This window comes from Lacrimispora xylanolytica (assembly GCF_026723765.1).
GTDB lineage: Bacteria > Bacillota > Clostridia > Lachnospirales > Lachnospiraceae > Lacrimispora > Lacrimispora xylanolytica.
In genome coordinates this window covers 672,841-696,746 of sequence record NZ_CP113524.1, presented here as the reverse complement: position 1 = coordinate 696,746, position 23,906 = coordinate 672,841, and the positions used below count along the sequence as shown (strand labels likewise).

General features: G+C 43.3%; 14 protein-coding genes and 1 pseudogene. 5 read left to right on the top strand and 10 right to left on the bottom strand.

Going from position 1 to position 23,906, the window contains the following annotated elements; genetic code table 11:
- Position 1: 1 nt before the first annotated feature.
- The 6 genes from OW255_RS03305 to OW255_RS03280 are packed head-to-tail and all read right to left on the bottom strand — an operon-like array spanning position 2 to position 8,398.
- Positions 2 to 2,194, bottom strand: coding sequence for a glycosyltransferase family 2 protein (locus tag OW255_RS03305; RefSeq protein ID WP_268115634.1), 2,193 nt, complete (start codon positions 2,192 to 2,194; stop codon positions 2 to 4).
- A complete protein-coding gene (locus tag OW255_RS03300; protein WP_268115633.1) occupies positions 2,184 to 3,197 on the bottom strand; it encodes a glycosyltransferase family 2 protein in 1,014 nt (337 codons plus the stop codon). Before OW255_RS03300 ends, OW255_RS03305 begins: the two co-directional genes overlap by 11 nt.
- Before the next feature lie 4 nt (positions 3,198 to 3,201).
- A complete protein-coding gene (locus OW255_RS03295; protein ID WP_268115632.1) occupies positions 3,202 to 4,269 on the bottom strand; it encodes a zinc-binding dehydrogenase in 1,068 nt (355 codons plus the stop codon).
- 9 nt (positions 4,270 to 4,278) lie between these two features.
- Positions 4,279 to 5,469, bottom strand: coding sequence for a class I SAM-dependent methyltransferase (locus OW255_RS03290; RefSeq protein ID WP_268115631.1), 1,191 nt, complete (start codon positions 5,467 to 5,469; stop codon positions 4,279 to 4,281).
- A 20-nt stretch (positions 5,470 to 5,489) separates the two neighbouring features.
- Positions 5,490 to 6,431 carry an NAD-dependent epimerase/dehydratase family protein gene (locus tag OW255_RS03285; protein ID WP_268115630.1) on the bottom strand — a complete coding sequence of 314 codons (942 nt, stop codon included), beginning with the start codon at positions 6,429 to 6,431 and terminating at the stop codon, positions 5,490 to 5,492.
- 32 nt (positions 6,432 to 6,463) lie between these two features.
- Positions 6,464 to 8,398: a thiamine pyrophosphate-binding protein gene (locus OW255_RS03280; protein ID WP_268115629.1), complete on the bottom strand. Its 1,935-nt coding sequence runs from the start codon at positions 8,396 to 8,398 to the stop codon at positions 6,464 to 6,466.
- A gap of 280 nt (positions 8,399 to 8,678) precedes the next feature.
- On the opposite strand from OW255_RS03280, the gene OW255_RS03275 reads away from it, so the two are divergent.
- Positions 8,679 to 10,031, top strand: a complete 1,353-nt coding sequence (locus tag OW255_RS03275; RefSeq protein WP_024837311.1) for a PspC-like choline-binding domain-containing protein — start codon at positions 8,679 to 8,681, stop codon at positions 10,029 to 10,031.
- A gap of 206 nt (positions 10,032 to 10,237) precedes the next feature.
- A complete protein-coding gene (locus OW255_RS03270) occupies positions 10,238 to 10,645 on the top strand; it encodes a hypothetical protein (RefSeq protein ID WP_024837312.1) in 408 nt (135 codons plus the stop codon).
- A gap of 1,577 nt (positions 10,646 to 12,222) precedes the next feature.
- Here OW255_RS03270 and OW255_RS03265 read toward each other — a convergent pair.
- Positions 12,223 to 18,366, bottom strand: a complete 6,144-nt coding sequence (locus OW255_RS03265) for a bacterial Ig-like domain-containing protein (protein ID WP_268115628.1) — start codon at positions 18,364 to 18,366, stop codon at positions 12,223 to 12,225.
- 493 nt (positions 18,367 to 18,859) lie between these two features.
- A pseudogene (gene tnpC / locus OW255_RS03260) lies at positions 18,860 to 20,308 on the bottom strand (IS66 family transposase); the annotation flags it as partial.
- 129 nt (positions 20,309 to 20,437) lie between these two features.
- On the opposite strand from tnpC (OW255_RS03260), the gene tnpA reads away from it, so the two are divergent.
- The 3 genes from tnpA to tnpC (OW255_RS03245) all read left to right on the top strand — a co-directional run bounded on the left by tnpA (position 20,438) and on the right by tnpC (OW255_RS03245) (position 22,868).
- The gene (gene tnpA, locus OW255_RS03255; protein ID WP_268115331.1) at positions 20,438 to 20,857 is read left to right on the top strand and encodes an IS66 family insertion sequence element accessory protein TnpA; all 420 of its coding nucleotides are present in this window, start codon (positions 20,438 to 20,440) and stop codon (positions 20,855 to 20,857) included.
- Entirely contained in the window at positions 20,851 to 21,195 is a 345-nt protein-coding gene (gene tnpB / locus OW255_RS03250) for an IS66 family insertion sequence element accessory protein TnpB (protein WP_268115330.1), read from the top strand. The genes tnpA and tnpB (OW255_RS03250) overlap by 7 nt, the downstream gene beginning before the upstream one ends.
- A 71-nt stretch (positions 21,196 to 21,266) precedes the next feature.
- Entirely contained in the window at positions 21,267 to 22,868 is a 1,602-nt protein-coding gene (tnpC, locus tag OW255_RS03245) for an IS66 family transposase (RefSeq protein WP_268115329.1), read from the top strand.
- A gap of 358 nt (positions 22,869 to 23,226) precedes the next feature.
- On the opposite strand, the gene tnpB (OW255_RS03240) is transcribed toward tnpC (OW255_RS03245), so the two are convergent.
- Together tnpB (OW255_RS03240) and OW255_RS03235 are read right to left on the bottom strand one after the other, a co-directional pair.
- Positions 23,227 to 23,433 carry an IS66 family insertion sequence element accessory protein TnpB gene (gene tnpB / locus OW255_RS03240; protein WP_268115627.1) on the bottom strand — a complete coding sequence of 69 codons (207 nt, stop codon included), beginning with the start codon at positions 23,431 to 23,433 and terminating at the stop codon, positions 23,227 to 23,229.
- 12 nt (positions 23,434 to 23,445) lie between these two features.
- Positions 23,446 to 23,772 carry a hypothetical protein gene (locus OW255_RS03235; protein WP_268115626.1) on the bottom strand — a complete coding sequence of 109 codons (327 nt, stop codon included), beginning with the start codon at positions 23,770 to 23,772 and terminating at the stop codon, positions 23,446 to 23,448.
- Positions 23,773 to 23,906 lie beyond the last annotated feature (134 nt).

The following is a 23,906-nucleotide window of genomic DNA, read 5'->3' as shown; positions in this document are numbered from 1 at the left end:
CTCATACCTCAAGTTGATAGGGCTCTCCGATTTTTTCCTTCCGTAGGTCACGAAGGGCAAAATTAGATTTGCGCAGGGTCAGATTCGGATTGTAGTAAGGATCTCCGTCTCTTAAAATATCCGGCCATTTATCAGAAAATTTCTTGATTTCCTGGTTAAAACGGGCTACCTTTTCCGGTGTGTCCTCAAGTCCTCTGGATTTGGATTCGTAATGGTAAAAGAGGGCGTATGGGGCATAAACCACCAGTTTATTAAGGGCGCGGATCTTCATGCAGTAATCAATATCATTAAAGGCAACGGCCAGGTCCTCTGTAAAACCTCCTGCCTGATCAAACAGGGACCGCTTGCTCATCATGCAGGCTGCTGTTACCGCACTGTAATTTCTGGCGCACATGGTCTGGTTAAAATAACTGCTTTCTGACTTATGAAGACCGATAAAGGTATGACCGGCAATTCCTCCAAAGCCAACCACAACTCCAGCGTGCTGAATGGTATCATCGGAATAAAGGAGTCTGACTCCTACGATTCCGACATCATCTCTCTGACAGAATCCAAGCATTTCTGTAATGCTGTCCGGATTAATGATCTCGGTATCGTTATTTAAAAACAGAAGATATTCTCCTTTGGCAAAGGTGACACCATAGTTATTGATAGCAGAATAATTAAACTCCCGTTCCCATTTTACCACATGGACAAAATCAAATTCTTTTTGGATCTTCTCATAGTAATCGAAGGTAGCAGAATCTGTGCTGTTATTCTCCACTACAATAAATTCAAGGTTCTTATACGTTGATTTCTCAATAATAGAGCGCATGCAAAGATCCAGATCCTGAGAATGATCCTTGTTGGGGATAATAACAGAAACAAGCGGGTCTCCCGTAATTTCAAAGGTGGAATGATAAATACCGTAATCAATGCCTTTTTCTACGGAAACTGCCTTCACACCAATCCGGTCATAATGAGCTTTCACTGCTCTTGCTCCCGCTTCAAAGGCGTAAAGCTTACTCTCCGGGTTGCTGGCGGTGGAATTTTGATGACATCGCCAGTGATAAAGAGCCTTTGGTACGTGATAGATTTTTCTTGCTTTTTCCGTACAGCGAAGGATAAAGTCGTAGTCCTGGGCACCATCGTATTCTTCCCGGAAACCACCTACTTCTAATAGAAGCTCATGGTTTACTACGAATAAATGGCAGATATAATTGACGCTGGTCAAAAGGTCTGGATTAAAGTCAGGCTTGAAGTGAGGCTCAAATAATTCTCCTCCATCAATATCCAGCTTGTCTTCATCCGTATAGACCACATCGATCTCAGGATCGGAATTGATCGCTTTTACACATTCAAACAAGGCATCAGGAGCCATGGTATCGTCGTGATCGGCTAGTACAATAAAATCTCCCGTAGCCATCTCAATGGCTGCGTTTGTATTTCCTGAGATTCCTTTATTCTCTCCAATAATCACATATCGGATTCTTTCATCTTTCATGGCGTAGCGTTTTAAGACCCGCTCTGCACTTTCTCCCCTGGGACTTCCGTCCGCGACACAAACTTCCCAGTTATCATAGGTCTGTGCTAACAGGGAATCAAGCATGGCAGCTAAAAAGCGCTCTGGTGTCTTATAGGCAGGTATGACCACAGACATCTTTGGTGTATAATCAAAGATAAATTTTCTCTGTGAATCCAGCTCTTCCTCCGTTGGCTTTGTCAGCTCGTACCACTCCGGATAATCATAATCGCTGTCAATGCCCTGAAGCTTGTGTCTTGATTTAATCAGGAATGCTTTTAACCCATTTTCTTTTAAGAAATCAGCCGCAGACTGGAAGGTCTGGACATTCATCATGCTTTTAAGCTTCATGGTCTTTTTATGGGCAGAGCTGTTCTGCTTTTCAATGATCTGGGTATTAAGCTTTACCCGGACAATTTTTCCATCGCATGCAATCTGAAGAATCCGGTCCTCATTGTCTTCTCTCACATAAGGAATGCGGATGTCAAAACCAAGATCCTCTGAAACTACGTTCTTAAAATAAATCTGGCTTACATCATCTCTGCGGACCGGGACATACTTAAATTCCAGCTCCTGGTCCTGACCATCAAATACCTTTACTTCCACCTTGGAACCAGGATTTTTTCCGATTACCCAACCATTTAATACAATGGAATTCTCACGGATTCTTGCTACGTCTATCTTATATTTCATCTCTGTTACCATCCTCCATGGAGGCTGCTGTCAAAAGCATATCCTCCTCCGGATCAAATTCTTTTCCGGATGTAAAATTAATTCTCTCTTCTTCTATGACAAGAGGGCGCTTCATGATACGGGCGTTCATAGTGAGAATGTATTCTCCCACCAGACCGATAAAAAATATCTGTACGGACCCAAGAAAGAACATGCCGATCAAAAGCGGTGCCGTGCCGGCAGGGAAACGGTCCCAATAAATCAGCTTTAAAACCAGATAGATTAAAGCTACCAGCATGCTTGCAAAACAGCAGATACTTCCGAAAATAGTAGCGATCCGCAGTCCCACCTTTGTGTAGGACGTAATGCTTAACATGGCTGCATCATACAGGCGGTAAAAGTTATTGCTGGTTTTTCCAGCCCGTCTCTTTGGCTGCTCGTAGGGAACTTCTTTTCTCCGGAATCCAAGCTCTGCCACGATTCCGCGAAGAAATGGGGTGGGATCGTCCAGTTCCCGCATTACTTTGATGAATTTGGCATCATAAAGGCCGAAGCCAGTAAAATGCTCAATCTGCTCCACATCGGAAAGCTTTTTGATGCATTTATAATAACAGCTTCGAAGCCAGTACATGATCTTATTTTCTTTGCTGGATTTCTTGATTCCAATGACAATTTTATAACCGTTCTCCCATTCCCACACGTACTTTGGAATCATCTCCACGGGATCCTGGAAATCAGCCGCCATAAGGATGGTGGCATCTCCAGTGGATTGGAGCATGGCGTAATAGGGGGAATTGAACTGACCAAAGTTCTTGGCATTGAAAATGCCCTTTACTCCCTGATCCGCTTTGCAGAGAGAACGTACGATATCTCTTGTTCTGTCTTTGGAGTCATTGTCTATAAATATAATCTCATAGCAATAATCCGGCAGTTCCTTATGGAAGGTACCGGTGATTGCCTGATATAGGGCCTCTACATTTTCTTCTTCATTGTAGCAGGGAACTACGATGCTAATTGTTTTCATACGTTCACTTCCAATCTATCTGAACCATTGCTTTTATTAAATCCCGGGGCTTATCCTTCATCATCTGAAGGGCTGTTTCCACCTCGCCAAGGCCATAAAGCTTGTGAGTTACCAGCTTTTCCGGATTAATTCTTCCATACTGAATCATCTTTAAAAGCCGTTCAATCCGGTTTCTTCCGCCCTTTGCAAGCTCGGTATGAATGGTTTTTCCTGCCATACCGCGGCCGCCGGAAAACTTAGGAAATGCAAGGCTTCCCGTTCCGCCGTAATAATTTACATTGGAGATGGTTCCGATGCCGTACCGTGCCATATCAACTGCCTGGGTAAAGACCTCATCCCCGCCTCCGCAGAGAATCACACCATCTGCGCCAAGACCGTTTGTCCGCTCCATAACCTGATTTACAATATCTCCATCCCGGTAGCTTAACACCTCTGTGGCTCCGAATTCCTTTGCAAGCTCTACGCATACGGGTCTGCTTCCAACGGCAAGTATTCTGGCTGCCCCTAAATGACGGGCCCCTTCCACTGCCATTAGACCAATGGGCCCGATTCCCATGACCACTACGGTATCACCGATCTTGATGTCTGCAAATTCTGCCCCTGTAAAGCCTGTGGTCACTACATCCACACACATCAGAGCCTGCTCTATAGAAACACCTTCCGGTATCTTAGCCAGTGTGGTATCCGCATCTGGAATCAGGAACTTTTCCGCGAAGACTCCTGGCATAGAACGTCCCAGCTGATGACCGGAGAAAGGCGCGGAAGCATGCCTGTAATTCCCTTCCTGAATGCCAGCTGCCCGCCAGTCCGGAGTAATGGCTGGAACCGCCACCACATCCCCTGGCTTAAAATCCATGACCAGCTCTCCTACCTCTAAAATCTCGGCAACGCATTCATGACCAAGAATTAAATTAGGCGCCTTTTTTGAGCCTCCCCCATATACGGTGTGAACATCCGAAGAGCATGGGGTGACTGCGATGGGGCGCAAAATGGCTCCATAAGGAGTGAGGGTTGGTTCCGGTGCATCGTACCAGCCTACTTTTCCCGGTTCGATTAAAACAAAAGCTTTCATAGGTTATACTTATATCCTTTCCAGATGATTGGATTTCAATGCCAGTATTTCCACATCACGTCCAAATTTTTCCTTAATAATACCTGCGATCTCCTCCGTATAGCCAGGTGCCACAATCAATATGGCATCCACAGGGTCAGTCATAAAATGCTCTGACGGCACAATGGGAAGATGAGAGGCTGGTGCATATTTTCCCTGCTTAAAGGGAGCCGAGTCAATCATATACTCTGCAAATGCTCCGATTCTCGTGGTAGAAGCCAGTGTAAAACCCTGATGGCTGGCCCCCCAGACTGCAAGACGTTTTCCGCCTGCCTCCAGCTCCTTAATAAGCTGATCCATCTCACTGCCGATGGTATCCTGGCTTTTTATGAGCCCTGATACGTCTATCTTCACAGCCTTCTTATCATCTTCTCTTTTCGCTGGCTGCTTTTTCTTTCTCACAATGACAGAAAGGGTATCCCGGTTGATCATCTCTTCTTCCAGAACTTCAAACCCTGCCTCCTCTGCGGTATAGCGAAGGGTATCAAAGGTATAATAAGCCAGGTGATCCCGGATCAGCTCATAATATCCGTCATGCTCCAGAATATACTCAAGGCTTGGCACCGTAATTAATCCAATGCCTTCATCCTGTAAATTATCTGCCAGACAGCGGAGCATGGAAACCGGATTCGGCTGATGCTCTAAAAAATTAAAGGAGAGGAATCCATCATAGGGACCGTTTACACTTCCATCACCAGGAGCCAGAATCTCTCCCTCTTTAGCAAACTGCTTCCAGACATTTAAGCCCTTTTCCTTTGCCATGGCAACAAGAGATTCCCTGTTTTCTATGCCATAAGCTTCAACCGGGAAGTTTGACAGCACAGAAAGAAATTCTCCCTGTCCGCATCCTGCTTCAATCAGCTTCTTACCTTCCAGATGATAGGTTTCTATTAAATGACGGTACTGACGGGTTCTTAAATTCACCATAGTGGTGCTGTAACCGCCAGACCGGATTACGTCCTTATAATATTCCACAGGCTGGCAGTCAAACTGAACCAGACCACAGCTGCTGCACTGGCAAAGGTTAAGAGAGATTCCCTTCTCCTCCTTAAGCTCTTCCTTTGAAGGTATGTCCTGAGCAGAAGCTGGCATTCCCTCCAGAACCATCAGGGGCTCTTCTGTCAAAGGGCTGCCGCACACAATACAAATCTTATCTCTCATACCATAAAAATCCCTTCCTGTCAATATTTTTCCTCTTTATGGGTCTTTAAAATCCCTTCCCGGAAGTTGACATAAGGCTTAAAACCAGTAGCCCCTATGAGTTTCTTACTATCGGGAATGAGATTTGCGGGTCCTTCTGCATTGGGCTTTCTTCTTCCGTAGCTGTAGCTTCCGTGAGAACCCAACACCTCATACATGGTTCGGATATACTCTCTTAGCTGCTTGTTCTCTTCCTCTGGTCCTGCCACATTATAAATTCCGGAAACCGATCCTTTTTCCTGTTCCATTAAAAGTTTCAGCGCCCGGATGCAATCGTCCAGATATAAGAAATTCCACATTTGGGTGCATTCCCCCAGCGATATATATTCCCCCCGGGAAAATGTCCGGATACAGCTTTCCACCAGAGACCAGGGGTGATCCCCTGGACCGTAAACACTGAAGATTCTGGCATGGATATATTCCATACCAGCAATTCCCTGCTGCCTCCAGCCTTCCGTCTGCTCCATTGCCCGATTTAAAAACTGAAGCTTTGCCTTTCCGTACTCGGATACTGGTCTGCACTCCGTTTCTTCGGTCATAGCATCCTGATGGATTCCATACTCTGCCTGAGAGCCGCTGAAAAGAAATCGGCGGCAGCCTAAGCGTCTGGCTCCTTCTAAAGCCTTCAGGGAGTCTTCCACATTCTTCTGCTGGACCTCTCCCTTTAACCTGTTTTCACTTCCTGAACCATCCCAGCCAAAATGATAAAATGCCTGGCATTCTTCATCAATGGCCTGGTTCAGTTCATGAAGTTCTTCTAAATTACGTTCTATTATAATAAGCCCGTTCCGGTCTTCTTTCAGACTGCTTCTGTTTAAAGAGCCCGGACGGACAATTGCGTATACTTTATTACCGTCTTCCAATAACTGATCCACCAACGCTCTTCCTAAAAAGCTTGTAGCTCCTGTTACAACTGCATTCAAGGTGCTTCCTCCATACCTAGTTTCATCAAAGTTTAATCCGCAAGTCTTTTGATAATCATGTTCTCTTCCATCTCTTCCTCAGAAAGAAATGGAGATAAATCCTCAAGGGGAGGAGAAACCATGGTTCCATCTGGAAGCCGTTTTGCCGAAGACTTTGGTTCAAAATTCTGGTCCCTGCTTACAAATATCTCACAAATTACTGGTCCGTCCATGGAAAGAACTTTTGAAAGCCTTTCACCTAATTCACTGTTGTGGTGAATGGATACATAGGGATAACCATAGGCAGCGGATAACTTCTCCATCTCAGGGAAGCTTAAGTCCCTGCTGTCATCACCAACACCTACTAATGGCTCTCCAAAGAAATTCTTCTGGGTCTGACGGATGGAATGGTATCCTCCGTTGTTAATAAGGAATATCTTAATCGGCATCTTGTGATGGATAATGGTCTGCAGTTCCTGAATATTCATCTGGATACTTCCGTCACCGGTAATCAGGATAATATCTTCGGAGGAATCTGCCATACAGGCACCGATGGCCGCCGGAAGATCATAGCCCATGGAAGCCACGGCTGAGTTGGTAATAAATCTCTGGCCCTTTTTGATGATGCAGGCATGTCCGCCTACCACACAGGCAGATCCGTTTCCTACCACTGTAATCTGGTCTTCCTTAAGCTTCTCTCCCAGCTCCTTGATGAGCGCATATACATTGGTAAGCTCATGCTCGTCCTGTTTTAAATGCTTTGGAAGGACAACAGGATACTTCTCCTTCCACATGCGGCAGGTCTCATTCCAGGTCATATCCTGAATTCCTTTGCCACCTTTAAACAGAGGACTTTCCTCCGTCGCCTTATATTCTAAGTCAAGAACTTCTTCCAATGCCCTGAGTAACTCTTTTACATCAGCATGAACCCGCATATCGGAATGAACCGACGGCTTTTTCAGCTCTTCCTGATCAATATCATTGACGATCACAAAGGCTTCTCTTGCCCATGTTTTATAATTATAGCCCACCTGACGAATGCTTAAGCGGCTGCCAAGGGACAATACAAGATCGCTGTTTTGAATGGCAAAATTACCGGCCCGGTCTCCCATTCCGCCACCTCGTCCTGTATAAAGGGGATGGGTATCCCAGATACAGTCCTGGCTGTTCCAGCCTGTTACCACCGGGACTCCAAGCTTTTTAGCCACACGAAGAAATGCTTCATGGGCCTGTCCGATGCGTATCCCATTCCCCGCATTGATAACGGGACGTGAAGCGTTCTTAATTTTTTCAAGGATTTCCTTTGCCGTTTCCCTTTTCACAGGCCCTGGAAGGACCTGGCGTTTTTCTCCTTGCCCTGCCTCATCTTCCTTTATCCTGGCGCTGCTTTTCGTCAGCCAGCCATCTCCGCCACGTTCATAATCTTCCGGAGAAAATCCTGCCAGCTCTTCTGTCTCAATATACGCTCCCTGGACATTGAGTGGGATGTCAAGCCAGGCAGGTCCCGGACGGCCGGAGCAGGCCAGATAAATGGCTTTTTCCAGGCAATACCGGATTCTCATTGGGTCAATGACCATCTCACTATATTTGGTCATACAGTCCACGGCCTTTACAATATCAAATTCCTGGTCTCCCATGGCACGAATGTCCACTCCAGACCATCTGGCTGTGGTGTCAAAACGGACCTGACCGGACAAAATCAACATAGGAATAGAATCCAGCCAGCCTCCAAGCACACCGGTAATGGCGTTGGTCCCCCCGGGACCCGTAGTCACACAGACAGCAGCAAGCTCATTATGGATTCTTGTATACGCTTCTGCTGCTATGGCACACGCCTGCTCGTGATGGTTATAGAGGCATCTTAACCCTTCCTGATGACCAAGAGCATCATTTAAATGCATGGCACCTCCGCCTGTTACGGTAAATACCTGGGTGATCCCTGACTCTAAAAGCTTCTGGGAGATATAGTTGGATACTTTCATTCTCATGTTTCTTCGCTCCTTTTTGAAGGAATGTTTTTATCTGTCTGTGATTATACCACACCAACCTTTATTTTCCTATTAAAGTTTTCTTACTTTCTTAAACCTTTGGATCCACGGGAAACCCCTGCACTTTCTCATGTTTTTTCTTATTATGTTATCTCCTTCCATATCTGCCATGAAACCTCACTATCTTTGGGACTTTTAAATAGGTTATAATCGCAGAGTAATGCAACTATGGATTTTCGGCCACGATACAACTTATTGCAAAAAAGGAGAGAACATATTTATGAAAAAGCACTTAAAATTGATGGCTGTATTATCCGCTGCCGGTGTAATAGCTGCCGCAGCTCCAGAGCTGGGTATTTTAAGCAACGCCACCACTGCTTTCGCGAAAGCAAATGGCTGGGTAGAAGAGAACGGTTCCTGGAAATTCTATGAAGAGGGCGACTACTATGCGACCGATTCCTGGAAGAAATACGGTGAGGATTGGTATTACTTAGACGAGAATGGCGAAATCGCAAAAGGTCAGGAAGTCGATGAATATTATGTAGACGACAGCGGTAAGAGAGTTACCAACTATTGGAATTCTGTACAGAATGACAACTACTGGGACTCCCCTGACGCACCAGAAGTTTTCTGGCATTATTATGGAAAAGACGGCAAGGCTGTTGTATCCAAATGGCAGAAAATTAACGATCAGTGGTATTACTTTGACGAACAGGGTCAGATGCTCACTGGTAAAGTTGAGATCGAAGGCTCTACCTTCTATCTTGGTGATGAAAATGACGGTGCTAAGAAAACCGGCTGGTTTGAACTTGACAGCGTAAAAGAGGATTCTGAGAAGCCTCTCTCCTGGTACTACTTTGATAAAGACGGCGTTATGGTAAAAGATCAGGTTGATAAGAAGATCAACGGTGCTTACTATACGTTCGTAAATGGAGAAATGCAGACTGGTTGGTACAAGCTTCCAGTTACAGCAACCCCATCTGAAGCGGCCGAAAATACAACTGACAACGCTGGATCTGCTGCAGGGTACCAGTACTATGATCCTGACAACGGAACAAGAGTTGATGGCTGGAGAGAAATCGAAGGTATCACAGGTGTTAGCGTAGAAGACGAGACTCATTGGTTCTTCTTTAAAGATGGCGCTCCATACTTTGCAAAAAAGGGAATCGCGTTATTTACCATTAACTCTCAGAAATATGGATTTAATACAAAAGGTGAAATGCAGACTGGTCTTAAAGTCGTTACTTTAGGAGACGGAGATGTTGCAAACTTCCACTTCTCCTCTAACGGTACTATGGATACAGGCAAGCAGACAATTTTTAACGAAACTTTAGATGAGAACGAGATCTGGTACTTCTATACCTCAGGTTCCAAAAAGGGACAGGGTTATACCGGAATCCTCGATAATACAGTGTATGAATACGGTTTAAGAAAAGAAGCATCTACTGATTTAAGAGTGGCTCCTGTTTCTCTTAACGGTGTAAATTACCTTGTAAATACAAGCGGAGTTCTTCAGACCGCATCTTCTACTTCCAAGTCTATCGTTAAACCAGAGCTTGGTGCAGGATACAGAGATTACAAGGATGCCAACGAAAAAGTATTTGTTGTCAACACAAACGGTATCATTCAGTAAGATAATCATTATAAATAAATTACAAAAGATTCATCCGTTCAATGTAAAGAAGCCCGCACGCGATACGCGTTGCGGGCTCTTTTTGTGCCATTTCTATAATAATTATTAATTTTGATGATTTTAGCGTTACATTTTCCTTTAAAATACGTTATATATTATAGAAGTAGACTGTCTTTACTATAAATCAAGAAAAAAGGAGGAGACTAATGAGAGAATTGTCCGTGTACTACTGTTCTAAATGCGGTTACTATGGATATTATCAGCTTCAGCGCAATGCGGTTTGCCCTAAATGCAGGGTCCAGATGGCTCCGCTATCAATCAGCTACCAGGCCTTTATGGATCTTTCCTGCGAAGATAGGGATGAGTTGCTTTCCCAGCATATAATTGATTCCTCTTCTCCTTATGTCCAACGCCTCTTGGCGCCACACAAGGAAAATAACAGTCGGGAAGTTATCGCCCGCATGGGAGACCGCATTACTGAATTAGAGATAGAGAATGAAAAACTGAATCAAACCATCGAATGGATGCATCAGACAATATGGGAACTCGTTCGCAAAAACAAAGGAATGGTTCCAGACGACAAAATAAACCCGGATCAAGGGATAGACCCCTGACAGGGATACTCCCGGGAGTGCCGGGCACTCCCCTGACTATCCCCTGTCAGGCAATCTTATCAACGCTTATGTACCGACCGAGTAATCTGTTGAGGGTTTGGTTCAACCGTTCAATCACTCTATGGAGCTTCATATTCTCTTCCGTTAACCTTTCATTCTCAAGCTCTATAATCCGCAGCTTCTCAGCGTCTGTCATATAGAAAACCCTCCTTTTTATCTGCTTTTCTAGTAACCACTATAAGCTGTTTCATACAGTTTGAAAAGCGAAATTAATCGCAAAATTCGACACGAATTTGTTTATTTTGTATAAATTATTATATTTTTTGATGAAAAAGTAGTCAAAGTACTATATGTATTAACAGTGCAAACGTGAAACACAAGATATGCTTTTGGGATTGTTATATTATTGTCGATAAATTATGTATCAAATTTTGCTTTTTTCGAACTATATGAGACTATTTTGTATTTAATTAAACTTGATAAGATTTTAACTATAATTGAGGCATATCATTACTTCCACATTTACGCCTTAAAAGGTCTTAAACCGCAAACCTTTGAATGAGTGTTGTGAGGCATATCTATCCTTGGAGATACCGGTTTGAAGATTAGGATTTTGGTATTGTTTTGTCATGGATGAGAGCTCTTTTTGTTGTAGTTCAGCACTTAGAAGCTATCTGTATGGATCTTAGGCATTTACCATATGCCACTATCTTATTGATTGTAGAGGTACAAATCTTGTTAGATTGTCTCAATTACTTCTTGCAAATGGGGTTGGTAGTATCCTGAGTTTTGTATGATATTTTTGTATAAGTATTTAATGACTCTCTAGTTAGATATTACGTATGCATTTATAAGATTACCCATTGTTTTTTTTCTAATTATTCTGTATGCTTATATATAATTTTAAGTATAGCAACTTTTAAGTGTGGACACAACTATGAATCGAATTTAACTGGATAAGAAGTGTGTAACTAACAATAAACGACATGAAATTTTTCTATTGTTTTAACTGTTTATTTAATTAAAATTATATATTTTTTAATGATGAATATAAAACAATAAGGTCAATTTTAAGGGAGTCAATTTATCAAGTAGAATAATTTATTAATGATGATTTGCTGTTTTTTCATGAGCTGTTTGAAGAAAGTGATAATAGATGAAACACCTGCAAAGACTATTATACAGGATTTGAAGACCTCAAACAATCCCCATTTGCCTGAAATTTCTGTTGAGAGAATTAAGATGAACAAAATATGCCGGGAAAGTAGCACCTGACATAAACTGGAACCCTATTATACGTAAACCTTTTTATTCAGAATTTTATAATATTCTATGAATCACATGAAAACACCTCCAAACAGGACTAAAATTATTACGTCCTATTTGGAGGTTGAATATTACGAATTTAAGCTTTTATCCTGTGAAATTTTCATTCAGCTAATTTTTTAATTTGACAGGGCGCATATTGGCAGCTTCTACATGTTCACATTATAACATACGCTTACTGGTAGATTTACTGATGCACAAGCAAATTGGGTAATAATTTTATCTGCTCTCATTCGATATCTTTTGGAGGTTTAACGGATCCAGGCTCCATCAGCTCCTATTTTATAGCCATCAGGCGTAACGGTGTTAATTAGCATGGATCCCATTTTCCCATCTGACTTTTCTTGGAAATAATACCATTTGCCGCTGATTTCCTGCCATCCGGTCATCATTCTCCCTTTATTGGTACCAGTATTAGGGTTTAGATAATAGACAATACCCTCATGCTGGAACCAGCCTGTTATGATATAGCCTTTAGGGTCAAAGAAATACCAACTGTCTGTTCCGTTCCAGCTGACGATTACCCACCGGTTTATCGGCTGGCTTCCGTCCTTTGCAATCAGCTTCCAGCCGTTCTCATCTTCCACCCAAGTACCTTCTGCGCGATTATCATCTTTTGGATTTTTATAGCCTGGTGTAACGATATCATGACTGTCATCATCTGAGTCCTCATTTTTATATACATTCATGACACGGACCGTGAAAAGATCGGTAAACCGCTTTTCTTCCCCTCGTTTGTCCAGTCCATAATAAATGACTTTCACGTTCTGATTGCCCGCTGATGAAAAATCATAAATCAGATCGTATTCATCTTCTGTAAGAAGATTCTTTCTCACCGCATTGGAGGGGCTTGCCTTCCGATATTCTGTCACTTCAAGGCCGCCGGTATCCAGCTCCTCTCCCACGGTGTAAACTGTTTTCCTCGGCTTTTTGGTCACCTGTATTTTAGTCGTGTAATATTCTTCTTCTATGATTTCCTCTTTTACTGTGACCTTAAAGGAATCCGTAAAGGTTTTATCCTCCCCGTTTTCATCCCATTCACTATAGGTAACCATCACATCAGCCTTGCCTGGCTTTGAGAAATCATATTCCACTTCATACTGAGTATCGTTCATAACGGTTTCTCTTACTGCATTGCTTGGAGTTGCCTTCTCATAGCGGCGTACCTCCATTCCAGCCTGATCAAGAGTCTGGCCTACCTGGTATTCTGTTTTATCCGGCTTTCTTGTTACTTTGATTCCAGTGGTATGGTAAGGAATTTCTTCCGGTGCATCTTCCTTTTCCTCATAGACGGCCAGCCAGCTGATTACCGGATCACTGCTTCCCGTTTTCTTCACATGAAATTCGATGGTCTGATCTTTAGTTAGTTCAATGACTGCTTTTGAATTTAAAATGGTCTCCTCTGCCTTAGAAATAGTTACGGATCCCAATGTCTGTGTCATTTCCTGGCCGCTTTGGTCCTGGTAAACCACATAGGTTTCCATCGGACGATTGACATTCCACCATTCATAAAAACCGCTGCTAAACTGATATCTTCCTGCTTTTAATGGCAATCGGTATACGATTTCTTTTCCAGATTTCGCCCACCATCCGGTCTTACTCCTGCTGCCGCTGCCAGATCCCATTGAACCACCAAGAGCATCTGGATCCGTATATCCCCAGGAGCCTTCTTCATACTGCTTATCAGGCACTTCATTCTCAATGCCTACGGCCTCCTTTACCATGGTGTAATAAGGGGATTCCTCCAGGGAATCAGCCCCTGAATCCACGAAGTAGACAAGATTCTTTGGAACTACCTCTACGGTCATGGATATCGGAATCTTTAGACTATCAACCACACCTTTGATTGTTACGGTGCTCCACAAGGTGCTAAAGGCTTCCTTGTTTGGATATTTCCATGTAACACTCCTTTCTTCTCCGTCTACCAGAACTGTTTCCGGTAATTCCGGCAATGTGTCTTTAGAGGTTACCACAGCAGAAGGCATTTCTACTCCGGCCTCCTTTGAAACGGCCAGCCAGCTGAGCAGATGAATCTTGGTATCTGCCTTTTTAATCCTCACCTCTACGACTCCGCTTGTTGGAATTTCAAGGGATTTAGTAAATGAAACATTTCCAGTGGAGGCGCTTACTGTGGAGGTTCCAAGTTCTGTTGTTTTCCATTCTCCATTATCCGTCTGATATCTTATTGAAATGGCACTGGAATGAGTTTCGCTCCAATAAGCCTGGGCTCCTACCATGAACCGATACTTTCCTGCATCCATAGGGAGTTTATATACGATATCTGTGTCCTTAAAATTATCTACAAATAGCCCTGATTCATAAATACCGGTCCCATAGGAAACACTGTCACTGCTCTTTATGGAGATATTCCCATCTGGAACATAGCCCCAGGAACCTTCTTCATATCTCTTATCTGCAGCCTGGTTTTTAAGAGGCACCGATTCGGCCACCAGATCATAAAAGGCTGAATGACCAGCTTCTCCGCTGCTGTCTGTTACATGTTCCACGCCGCTGTCAATAAACCAATCAAGGCCATAAGGGATTACGACAGCCTTAATACTTGTTTTTAAGGTCGTATTTTTGATTTTACCCGTTATGGTCACTGTGTTCCATAAGGCTTCAAACTCTTTTTCGTTGATGATCCATTCAATCTCTTTCTGCGTTTCTTCTCCTGCTGCATTGACAACAGTAACCATTTCAGGGAGATCAGGTGTACTGTTTTGAATGACAGAAATAGATTCTGGCAGATCTTTCACGGATATGACTGTGTCAGATGGTACTACACTTAAAAATGCATTTCTAAGTCTGATTCTACTTGCATCAATCGTTTTTTGATCTTTTGGTTGATTAATAGTCTCTTCCGCATTCAAAAGAGCATTCTCAAGCTGTTCTAATAAAGATTGTGGATATTTCCCTAGATCAAAGGTGTAATTCTTTATGTAGGCAGTAAGCTCTGCCAGCTCCTGGGTGCGAACCGGGATTTCCTCATCAAATGGTTCTGCCAGCAGATTAATTCCGTCAACCTTAAAGGTTCCCTGAGTCACCTTTATGTTAACCGTATGGGGCTTATTTTCAAGATCTTCTCTCCAATAAGAAGTTTCCCTGTCTCCGGCTGCATTGGTTGCCGCTGTTTCCGCTGCTTTCCCATCGATTGTTACTTCGATTGATGAAGCACCTGAATTGCCAAATAGATCGAATCCAATGCCATTAGGGATCTCAAACTCCATGCTGCTGCCTGCTGGCATTGATGTGAAGCTTCTATTATAATAGGCAAATCCCTGACCAATGTTGTGGGTTACATTTCCATTCCAGGTAATAAGGGAAGAGGTGTCGTCAAGCTTGGCTGAGGCAAATGCTGTTTTTCCTTCCACTGGCATTACTTCAAGCTGATCAAAGCTGGTATTCCAGAAGCCGCTCATTAAAGTGATTCTTCCAGTCATGACCGGACTTGATGTGTCGGTAAAGCTTCCGGTTTCTTCCCCATCGAGATACATGGTAAGAACATTTACGTCCGCTTTCAGCTGCAGCTTATGCCATATGGCGGCATCGAAGTTTTCTATTTTCCCTGACTTTTTCACAGTGTTGTATTTTAGCAGTTCCCATTTCCCGCTGTCATAAATTTTAGCACGATAGGGAGCTCCACTTGAGTGGACCACCTCTCGAACACCCAGGACGGCAAAATTATCTCCGTAGCCATTTCCTTTGGTGTCCAGCTTTACGTCAATTCCTGCGGTATAGTTGGCCCATCGGTGATCTCCCATAACGGTCCAAGGAATATTGGTGGTCTGACTGCTTTCATCGCTTCCGCTTCCCCATGGATTCCAATTGTAGGGACGGTTATCCCCATTGATTCTCTGGGTTAAAACATATCCGGTATCGTCTGATTTTGTGACCTCAAAAGCGCCTTCAATATCTGTGGTAAATAAGGGAGTCCCTCCCCTTTCCTCTACAAAGGAATCTTCATAATCAAAGTTATCCCGGTAAGGAAGGCTTAATACGGTTCGTTCTACTCCGGAGTCATTCTGGCCGCTTTCATAGACAGTGCCACGGTCAAGGAGACTTGTTAAGGTCATGACGGAGTAGGGCTTTACGGTTACTTCAATGGTAGAGGTTCCGTCTCCATTGTCCACTGGAGCAGCTTCTTTTGTTACGTTCTGGAACCAGTTGGCGTCAAAGGCTTCTCCTGTATCTGGTCCTCTTGTTTCCCATACATTATAGGGCTGGGAAAATGTTTTTAGGTTTTTCAGCTTGATGCGGTATTTTCTTTCTTTGGCTGTATTGTTGGCAAACATTACGGAGTAATCATCGGTTTCTGGATCCTTTACTGCCAGACGGGTATCTGTTGATGTATCTACCGTAATGTCACCGTCTCCAGTTGTACCGTCGCTATAGCAGGCTTCCGGTAAATAGTTCCAGTCACTGTCTGCAAATTGCATGAAATGCTGAACCATCTGGATTCCTCCATCTGCTTCGTAATGGCCGGACCATGGGTCAAAGGCTCCAATCAACTGCTTAGGGCTATAGGCACTTCCCTCATAAAAGGCTCCAATGGCAGGCTGAAATAAAAGCTCTGTCATGTGGCTGGGGTAGCCGCTGCTATTTTTATAGGCATAGGCTGATATAAAGCGCTCTGCCATAGCTGCAATGCTTGCAGAACCGCCCACGCCTCCCCGGGCGGGATCTACATTGGCTCTGTAATAAGCATTGATCATAGGAGCTGTAGACTCGCCATACCAGACCTCTTTTCCGTATTCCTGGTTTAGTTTCGTTAAGTCTGGGCTTCCCATCCAGATCTGATAGTGATCGGATATGACATCTACCAAGTCTCTTAGCTCTGCGTCTTTCATCAGATAATCTACGGTTGTACTCATGCCACGGTATAAATCCGCCGCTACGATTTTTATTTCCCTGTAATCGAAGGCTCCGACTCCGTTGACACCATCTTCGTTAAACCGCTTTGCACAATATTTGATCCAGGCAAAATCATCGGGATAATCTTTTCTTCTTTCATTTTGTCCCGGGCTTACTTCTGTGATTTTATAGCCGTAGGTTTCGTATACCGCATCAATGGTTTTGCGGTACCACTGGTATCTGGCTTCATACTTTGGCTTGTCATATTCCTCGTATCCAATGCCTTCCTGTGTCCATCTTGGCTCTCCCCATCGTAGTATTTCTACTGAGATGTCGGGGTTGATGGTTTTTGCGTCGGCGGCAAACACAAAGCCAGCGCCACGTTTTACATTGGGAGACTCGTCAGGGGAACGCATGGTGGCTGGTTCAGTTCCTGATGATGAGTTTACGTCGGCACCCATTTCTATTTTTACATGGTTTAAGCCGGCGCCTTTTTCTTTGTCAAAAAGGAGAGTCATCATTTCCCAGTATTTATCTTCGTGGAGGGCTTTGTAGTCCATTAAGAGTCTGGAGGTGTTATTGCACGTTACGGAACCGAAGCCACCGAAGGTATTGGCTTTGTCGATTTGGGTTCCGTCCAGGGTGACTGGGATGTGGCTGTCTATTGGAAGGTCCTTATCTGTTTTGATGATGGTGAAGCCGGAAAGGACGGCTTCCTGGGTGCTTGTAGAGCTTTTTTGAAAGGATAAGGTGACTTCCTGGCTGGCTGTTATGGTGAAGCTTCCTTGGGCTGTATCTGTATTTCTGCCGTTTCCTAATTCGGCAGTGTCAAGGAGATCGGTTTTCGTTTGGCCGTCTTTATCTTTGTAGGTGATTTTCATGTCTACCGATCGCTGCAATGCCCACCATTCGGCAAATTCTCCGGATACAAGATAGGTTCCCGGGTCTAGAGGGAGCTTGTAGGTGATTGCTTTGCCTGCTTTGGCGTAATAGCCTGTTTTTCCTTTGGTATCTTTTAGGGGGGTGTATTCGCCCTTGGCAGACATGTCTGTGTTAAGTACGCTGGTGTATCCCCAGGAACCGGCGGTGTAGGCCTGGTCGGGGACTGTGTTCTTTAGGGTTGACGTGTTTCCATTTTCTTTGAAGCGTTTGTAATCTGCTGAGGAATCTGGTGATGGTATGTTGGAATCTACCAGATATATTACTTGCTCAGGCACTGCTAGAATGGATGCCTTCTCCTGTTGTCCATTCTCTTTTATGGTGCCGGTTACGTTTACTGTGCTTCCTGCGTTGTTAAAGGATCCGTTGTTGTTGATCTCCCAGGAGATTTCTTTAGGCGTTTGGATGGATGCCCCTTCTGCTACACAGTTTACAATGGAGGGCAGTTGTTCGATGGAAGATGCCTTGGTGGGTATCTCTCCTGCCTGAATTGTATACTGGGCTGCATATCCTTCCAGTAATCCGGTTCCCGGGAAGCCAGTTGCTACCATTCCGGTGCTGAGTAGCAGGCAGATGGACTTACGGGCTAATTTTTTAATTCCCAATTTTCGTTCCTCCCCAATGTTGATTTGATAAATTGGATTTGAGCTCATTTTTTTGATTTGGTGGTTTGTGATGTACAAGTCAAGGTTTTGTACTATTTTTGATTCATTTAGCTTTGTGTTATGTTTTTATAAATGAGCTTGTTGCAAAATTTATTACAGGATAATCTATGTGTTAGTGGACTTTTAGATTTCAGAGAGTATATAATCCCTTCTCCTGCAATTTATCTGTATATATTAATTGCCTCCTTTCTTGTCATATATTATTTTATTTTATCAGTACATTAGGGTATTTTACATGTAATTAATTACGAGGACCAGAGAAATACTGGTGAATTTTTACAGGATTTTAAAGTGAGACTTAATCAGAATGTTTTTATATGCATTTTTTATTTATTTCTTGTAATTTATTATAAATAGTTTTCTAAAAAGTAAGTGTCAAATAAGTTGGTGTATGGAAAAACAGACAGCCTTTGTTTATAATTAAGGCTGTCTGTTAACGGCAAAGTTTTTGAATCATAGGATCCCATGGCATATATTCTTCCAGGTATTCTGGATATTCAAGTAATGAAGTTCTGGGAATATCGCTGAGAATGAACTTTATGTACTTCTATGGATTTAATCCATTGGCTTTGGCTGTTTCAATTAAAGTATAGATCCTCGCACTTGCTTCTACTCCTTTGTGACTTCCTGAGAATAGCCAGTTCTTCCGGCCAATTTTTAAATGGACGGTTGATATTCTCTGCCAAATTGTTTGATATGCTGCAGTTGCCATCAAGAAGATAATTCATCAGTCATTCTTTTTGGTTATTCGCATACTGAAAGGCTTTGCCCAGTCTGGAACTCGCAAGGACTTTCGATGAGGCCTCTTTTACTCCCGACAAAAAAGCATCAAGTACATGCTTTTCCTGTACCAGACGCTGTTCCTTCCGTCCTGCTGGGGATAGAACTTCCAGTTTTTTCTCAATCTCAAAAAGCTGATTGATATATCTGACTGCCTGGGCTGGAATGGTTGCTTCCGGGCTATCGACCTCCTTGGGAAATGCTTCAATAAGATATCTCCTCAGATGAGTCCAGCAGATGCACCGGGTAATACCGGATACTTTTTCATAACCTTTGTAAGCATCGGTATGAATGAATCCATGGCATCCCTTTAAATATTTCTGGGGATATGTTCCGCTCCACCCTGGCTGATAAACAAACTGGCGGACTGGTCGCCCGAAGTTTTTGATAGAGCAGTACACCCACATATAAGAATCCGTTGTATTTTTTCAATCCGGTTCATTCATGACCTGTACCGGCGTTTCATCGATGTGAAGGTATTGCTGCTCTAACAGTTTTTATGAAGAAGACCAACCACCGGCGAAAGCCAGTCCCGGTAACTGTTAAGGATCCAGTTTGACATTGTTGCAAGGCTTAAGGCTACTCCCAGGTTTCCCCATTCCTTTTCCTGACGATATAAAGGAACAGCCAACTCATACTTTTGATGAATAACCCATGCAACCGCTCCGGAGGAAGCATAGGACTGCTGGATGACCGGATAAGGCATTGGGTATTTCTCCATATATTCTTTTCCTTCTTTACGGCACATTCTGCATTCAAAGGTCTCACGGCAATAATCTATGACACGCACGCTAGCAGGAATGAATTCAATCTCTGTACGGACGAATTCTTCCCCAACAGATACAAGGGGAGTGCCGCAAGTCTCACAGAAACGGTTTTCTTCCGCAAGCGTGCAGAGTTTCTTTTCATGAGGGAGATCCTTTAACAGTCCTTCCTTTTGCCCTTTATGCTTCCGTTGGCGATAGGAGGCAACGTCTTTTAAATCTTGTTCTGCAGCCTTCGAATCTGCTGAAGCCTCCGCTTCATCAAAAAGAGACATCTGTCCCTCGAGTCCGAGAGATGATGTCTGCTCCGTAGTCCTGACATAAAGCTTTCTGGTAAGCGCCTAATCTAAGGGTGGATTTTAAATTGCACCGTTTTTCTTTATAATTGTTATCAGGAAATGCGAGCGTTTTACTCTAAGCCTTTGCGAGAATGCAAGCATTTTACTCTATTTCGGAGACTAGCAATTATGAGATCAAAACGAATTTCTGCCGATGAGCAGTTTCTGCTCATCATGGAGTGCCGACAAAGCGGCCTCTCCGACTATCAATGGTGCCAAATGAATGATATTAATCCAGGCACCTTTTATAACTGGATCAGTAGACTTCGTAAGCGTGGAATGGTGATCCCCATGTTAGATGATCAAGGAAAGAAAACATCTGCTCCTTTGCAGGAAGTGGTAAAGGTTAACTTAATGCCGGATTCGGCATCAATGCCTGCTCCTTTGCAAGTAGAGCAAAATACTTGCATTGTTCCGGATCTTGCTACCAAAGAATTGCCTACGGTTGAAATTCTGATTGGCAATGCAACAATCCGCTTCTTTAATAACACAGATAAAAACCTGATCGAAACTACTCTCAAATGCATGGGAGGTGTTATGTTGTGCTAGGTGATATTTCCACAGCAATCAACATCTATATCATTACAGGCTATACGGATATGCGTAAGTCCATAGATGGACTCTACGCCATCATTCTAGACCAGTTGAAAGCGGAACCGGATGCCAGATCAATTTATCTATTCTGTGGCAGACGATGTGACCGAATCAAGGTTCTGCTCCGAGAGCCTGATGGAATGGTTCTTCTCTATAAACGGCTTGACGTTGTTCAAGGCAAGTATCGATGGCCAAGAAATAGCAATGAGGCAAAAAATATTACCTGGCAACAATTCGACTGGCTTATGACGGGGCTTGAAATCGAGCAGCCAAAAGCTCTTAAAACCGGCTGAAACCCTTGATTTTACTGGCTTTTTCGCTCTTTTTATGGTATACTTTTTATAGTAAACTAAGGAGCAAAAACGTGGCCAACAGTAGTAAAGATATCCAGCTCATTGAGCTTAAAGATATGATTTCACAACTAAATACTACGATCAAAACACTTGCGGAAGCATTGAATAAACAGCAGGCTGAAAATGATAATCTTAAGTCTGAACTGGCTTGGTTTCGCCAGAAGTATTTTGGTGCTTCCAGTGAACGCCGCGTGGATGACGTCGCAGGTCAATTGAACCTTTTTGACAATCTTACAGAGGACGAAAAACCGGTGGAACTAATCGAACCGGAAGTTATCCCCGCTCCAAAGAAATCTCGAAAAAAGAAACCTACTTTAGCAGAACAATTTAAGGATATTCCAACCAGACAGCTAAATGTAGATACACTGACCAAAGAGGAAAAAACATGTCCAATCTGTGGAACCCAAATGATTCCGATTGGAACAGAACTGATCCGAAGCGAAATCGTTTATACTCCGCCAAAGCTGGAGCGTATCGAATACATGGCAACCACGTATTCATGTCCAGAGTGCAAGGATACGGAGGAGCCACAGTTTATAAAGGATAATGGAACGCCTGCATTGATTCCCGGAAGTTATGTTTCAGAATCCCTGCTGGCATATATCATTTATCGAAAGTACGGATTGTACATCCCTCTTTATCGTCAGGAGCAGGATTTCCAGCAGATGAACGCTCCAATAGGACGAACATCTATGGCACACTGGATTATTATAGTTGGCATTGAATATATAACGCCGCTGTATGATTACTTTCATAGGGAACTGCTAAAACGCAGATTCCTTATGATGGACGAGACACCAATCCAGGTATTAAAAGAGGAAGACCGGCGGGCACAGACAAAATCTTATTTATGGGTTGTCCGAACTGGTGAAGATGGATTAAATCCTATCGTCCTCTATAATTACACGCCCACAAGAGCAGGAGAAAATATCAAACAATTCCTAAAGGGTATGGAACCTGGATTTTATCTAATGACAGATGCATACAAGGGCTACAACAAGGTGAATGAAGCCAGGCGTTGTTGTTGCTTTGCACATATCAGGAGATATCTATTGGAGGCTATCCCAAAAGGCCATGAGAAGGATTACAGTCATCCGGCAGTACAGGGAGTCTTGTATTGTAATAAGTTGTTCGAGTATGAACGGGTCTATAAGGAAAAAGGACTCTCATACAAACAGATAGGCAATCGTCGCCTCAAAGACCAAAGACCAGTCGTTGAGGGCTTCTTGGCGTGGGCAAACCAAGTCAATCCCGGAGATAATGCCAAACTTAAGAAAGCAATCACATATATTAAAAACCGTCGAGACTTTCTTATGACATATCTGGAAGATGGCCGGTGCAGCTTAAGCAACAACCTTAGCGAAAATTCAATCCGTCCAGTAACTATAGGCCGGAAAAACTGGCTCTTTTCAGACACTCCGGAAGGAGCGACAGCCAATTCGCTCTATCTCACTATCATAGAGATGGCAAAGGCGTATGACTTAAATCTATATGAATATCTGAAGTTCTTGCTAGAGAATCGTCCCAGCAAGGGCATGTCAGATGATGAGATAGCAAAACTTGCGCCTTGGGATAAAACAGTCCAAGAACTTTGCAAGAACAAAATGGAGTAAAATGCTTTCATTTCCGAATCCTAGCAATAGGATCCGGAAATTATTTATGAGTCATACCCCGAAACTATGCGCTTACGCTTTCTGGTCAGAAAAGCAACCTTTTCATGAAGAAGAAGGTTCTCTTTTTCTAACTCAACGATGCGGTTTTCGAAATTTTCAGGCTGATCGTTATGCTCCATTTAATGACGGTTCCTTTGTTTATTAACTGTCATAATTATGCCATAAGGATACGGTAAAATCCAGTAAATACGGCATTTGAGGATACTTTATATAATCCTTTCCGGCTAAGATTTCTTCACTGCTTTGGGCTGGTTCATGGACAGGCCTTCCATAAGCCACCGAAACTCCTGTCCTGAAATCAGTCGTACTTCAGCCAGTGTCCTTGGCACTGGAACGTTCCATTCTCAAGCCTCTTATAAAGTGAAACAAAGCCATCACCTTCCCAGAAGAGAGCTTTGATGCGGTTCCATTTGCGTCCACAGAACAAAAACAGGCTGTTGGAAAAAGAATCAAATCTGAAGTTTTGCTGTACAATGGCGGATAGCCCATCAATGGATTTGCGCATATCCGTATAACCTCAGGCAAGATAGATGTGTTCTGCCTTTGAAATATCGCCTAACATAGATGCCTGATGGTACCGAAGGGTATTTTCGATTGCTTCCTGGTCCGCACCATTCTGGATTTCCAGAGTTGAATTTCCAAGCCTAATAATGACAGCCGTTGATGAGCTGAACTTGGCATTTGTATGAGGAACTTCAGCAAACATAAAGGGCTGGAAAGAAACATTTGAAACTTTAGGTTTTCTTTTAGCAGGAATTGCATCAAACGCTTCGTGCTTGATCTTGCGAAGCCAGTAATAATAGGACTTTATACTGACATCATGAGCGGTGCACCAATCAGACACTTTCTGAGTGCTTGCCCTGCATTCCCCAATCCGTTCAATTCAAAGACTGAGTTTCCGGGAATCAGTTGCTACGGTTAAGTAATCCATAGATAAATCTCCAATCCCTTAAGGTACTTAAGTTCCTTAAGACTTTT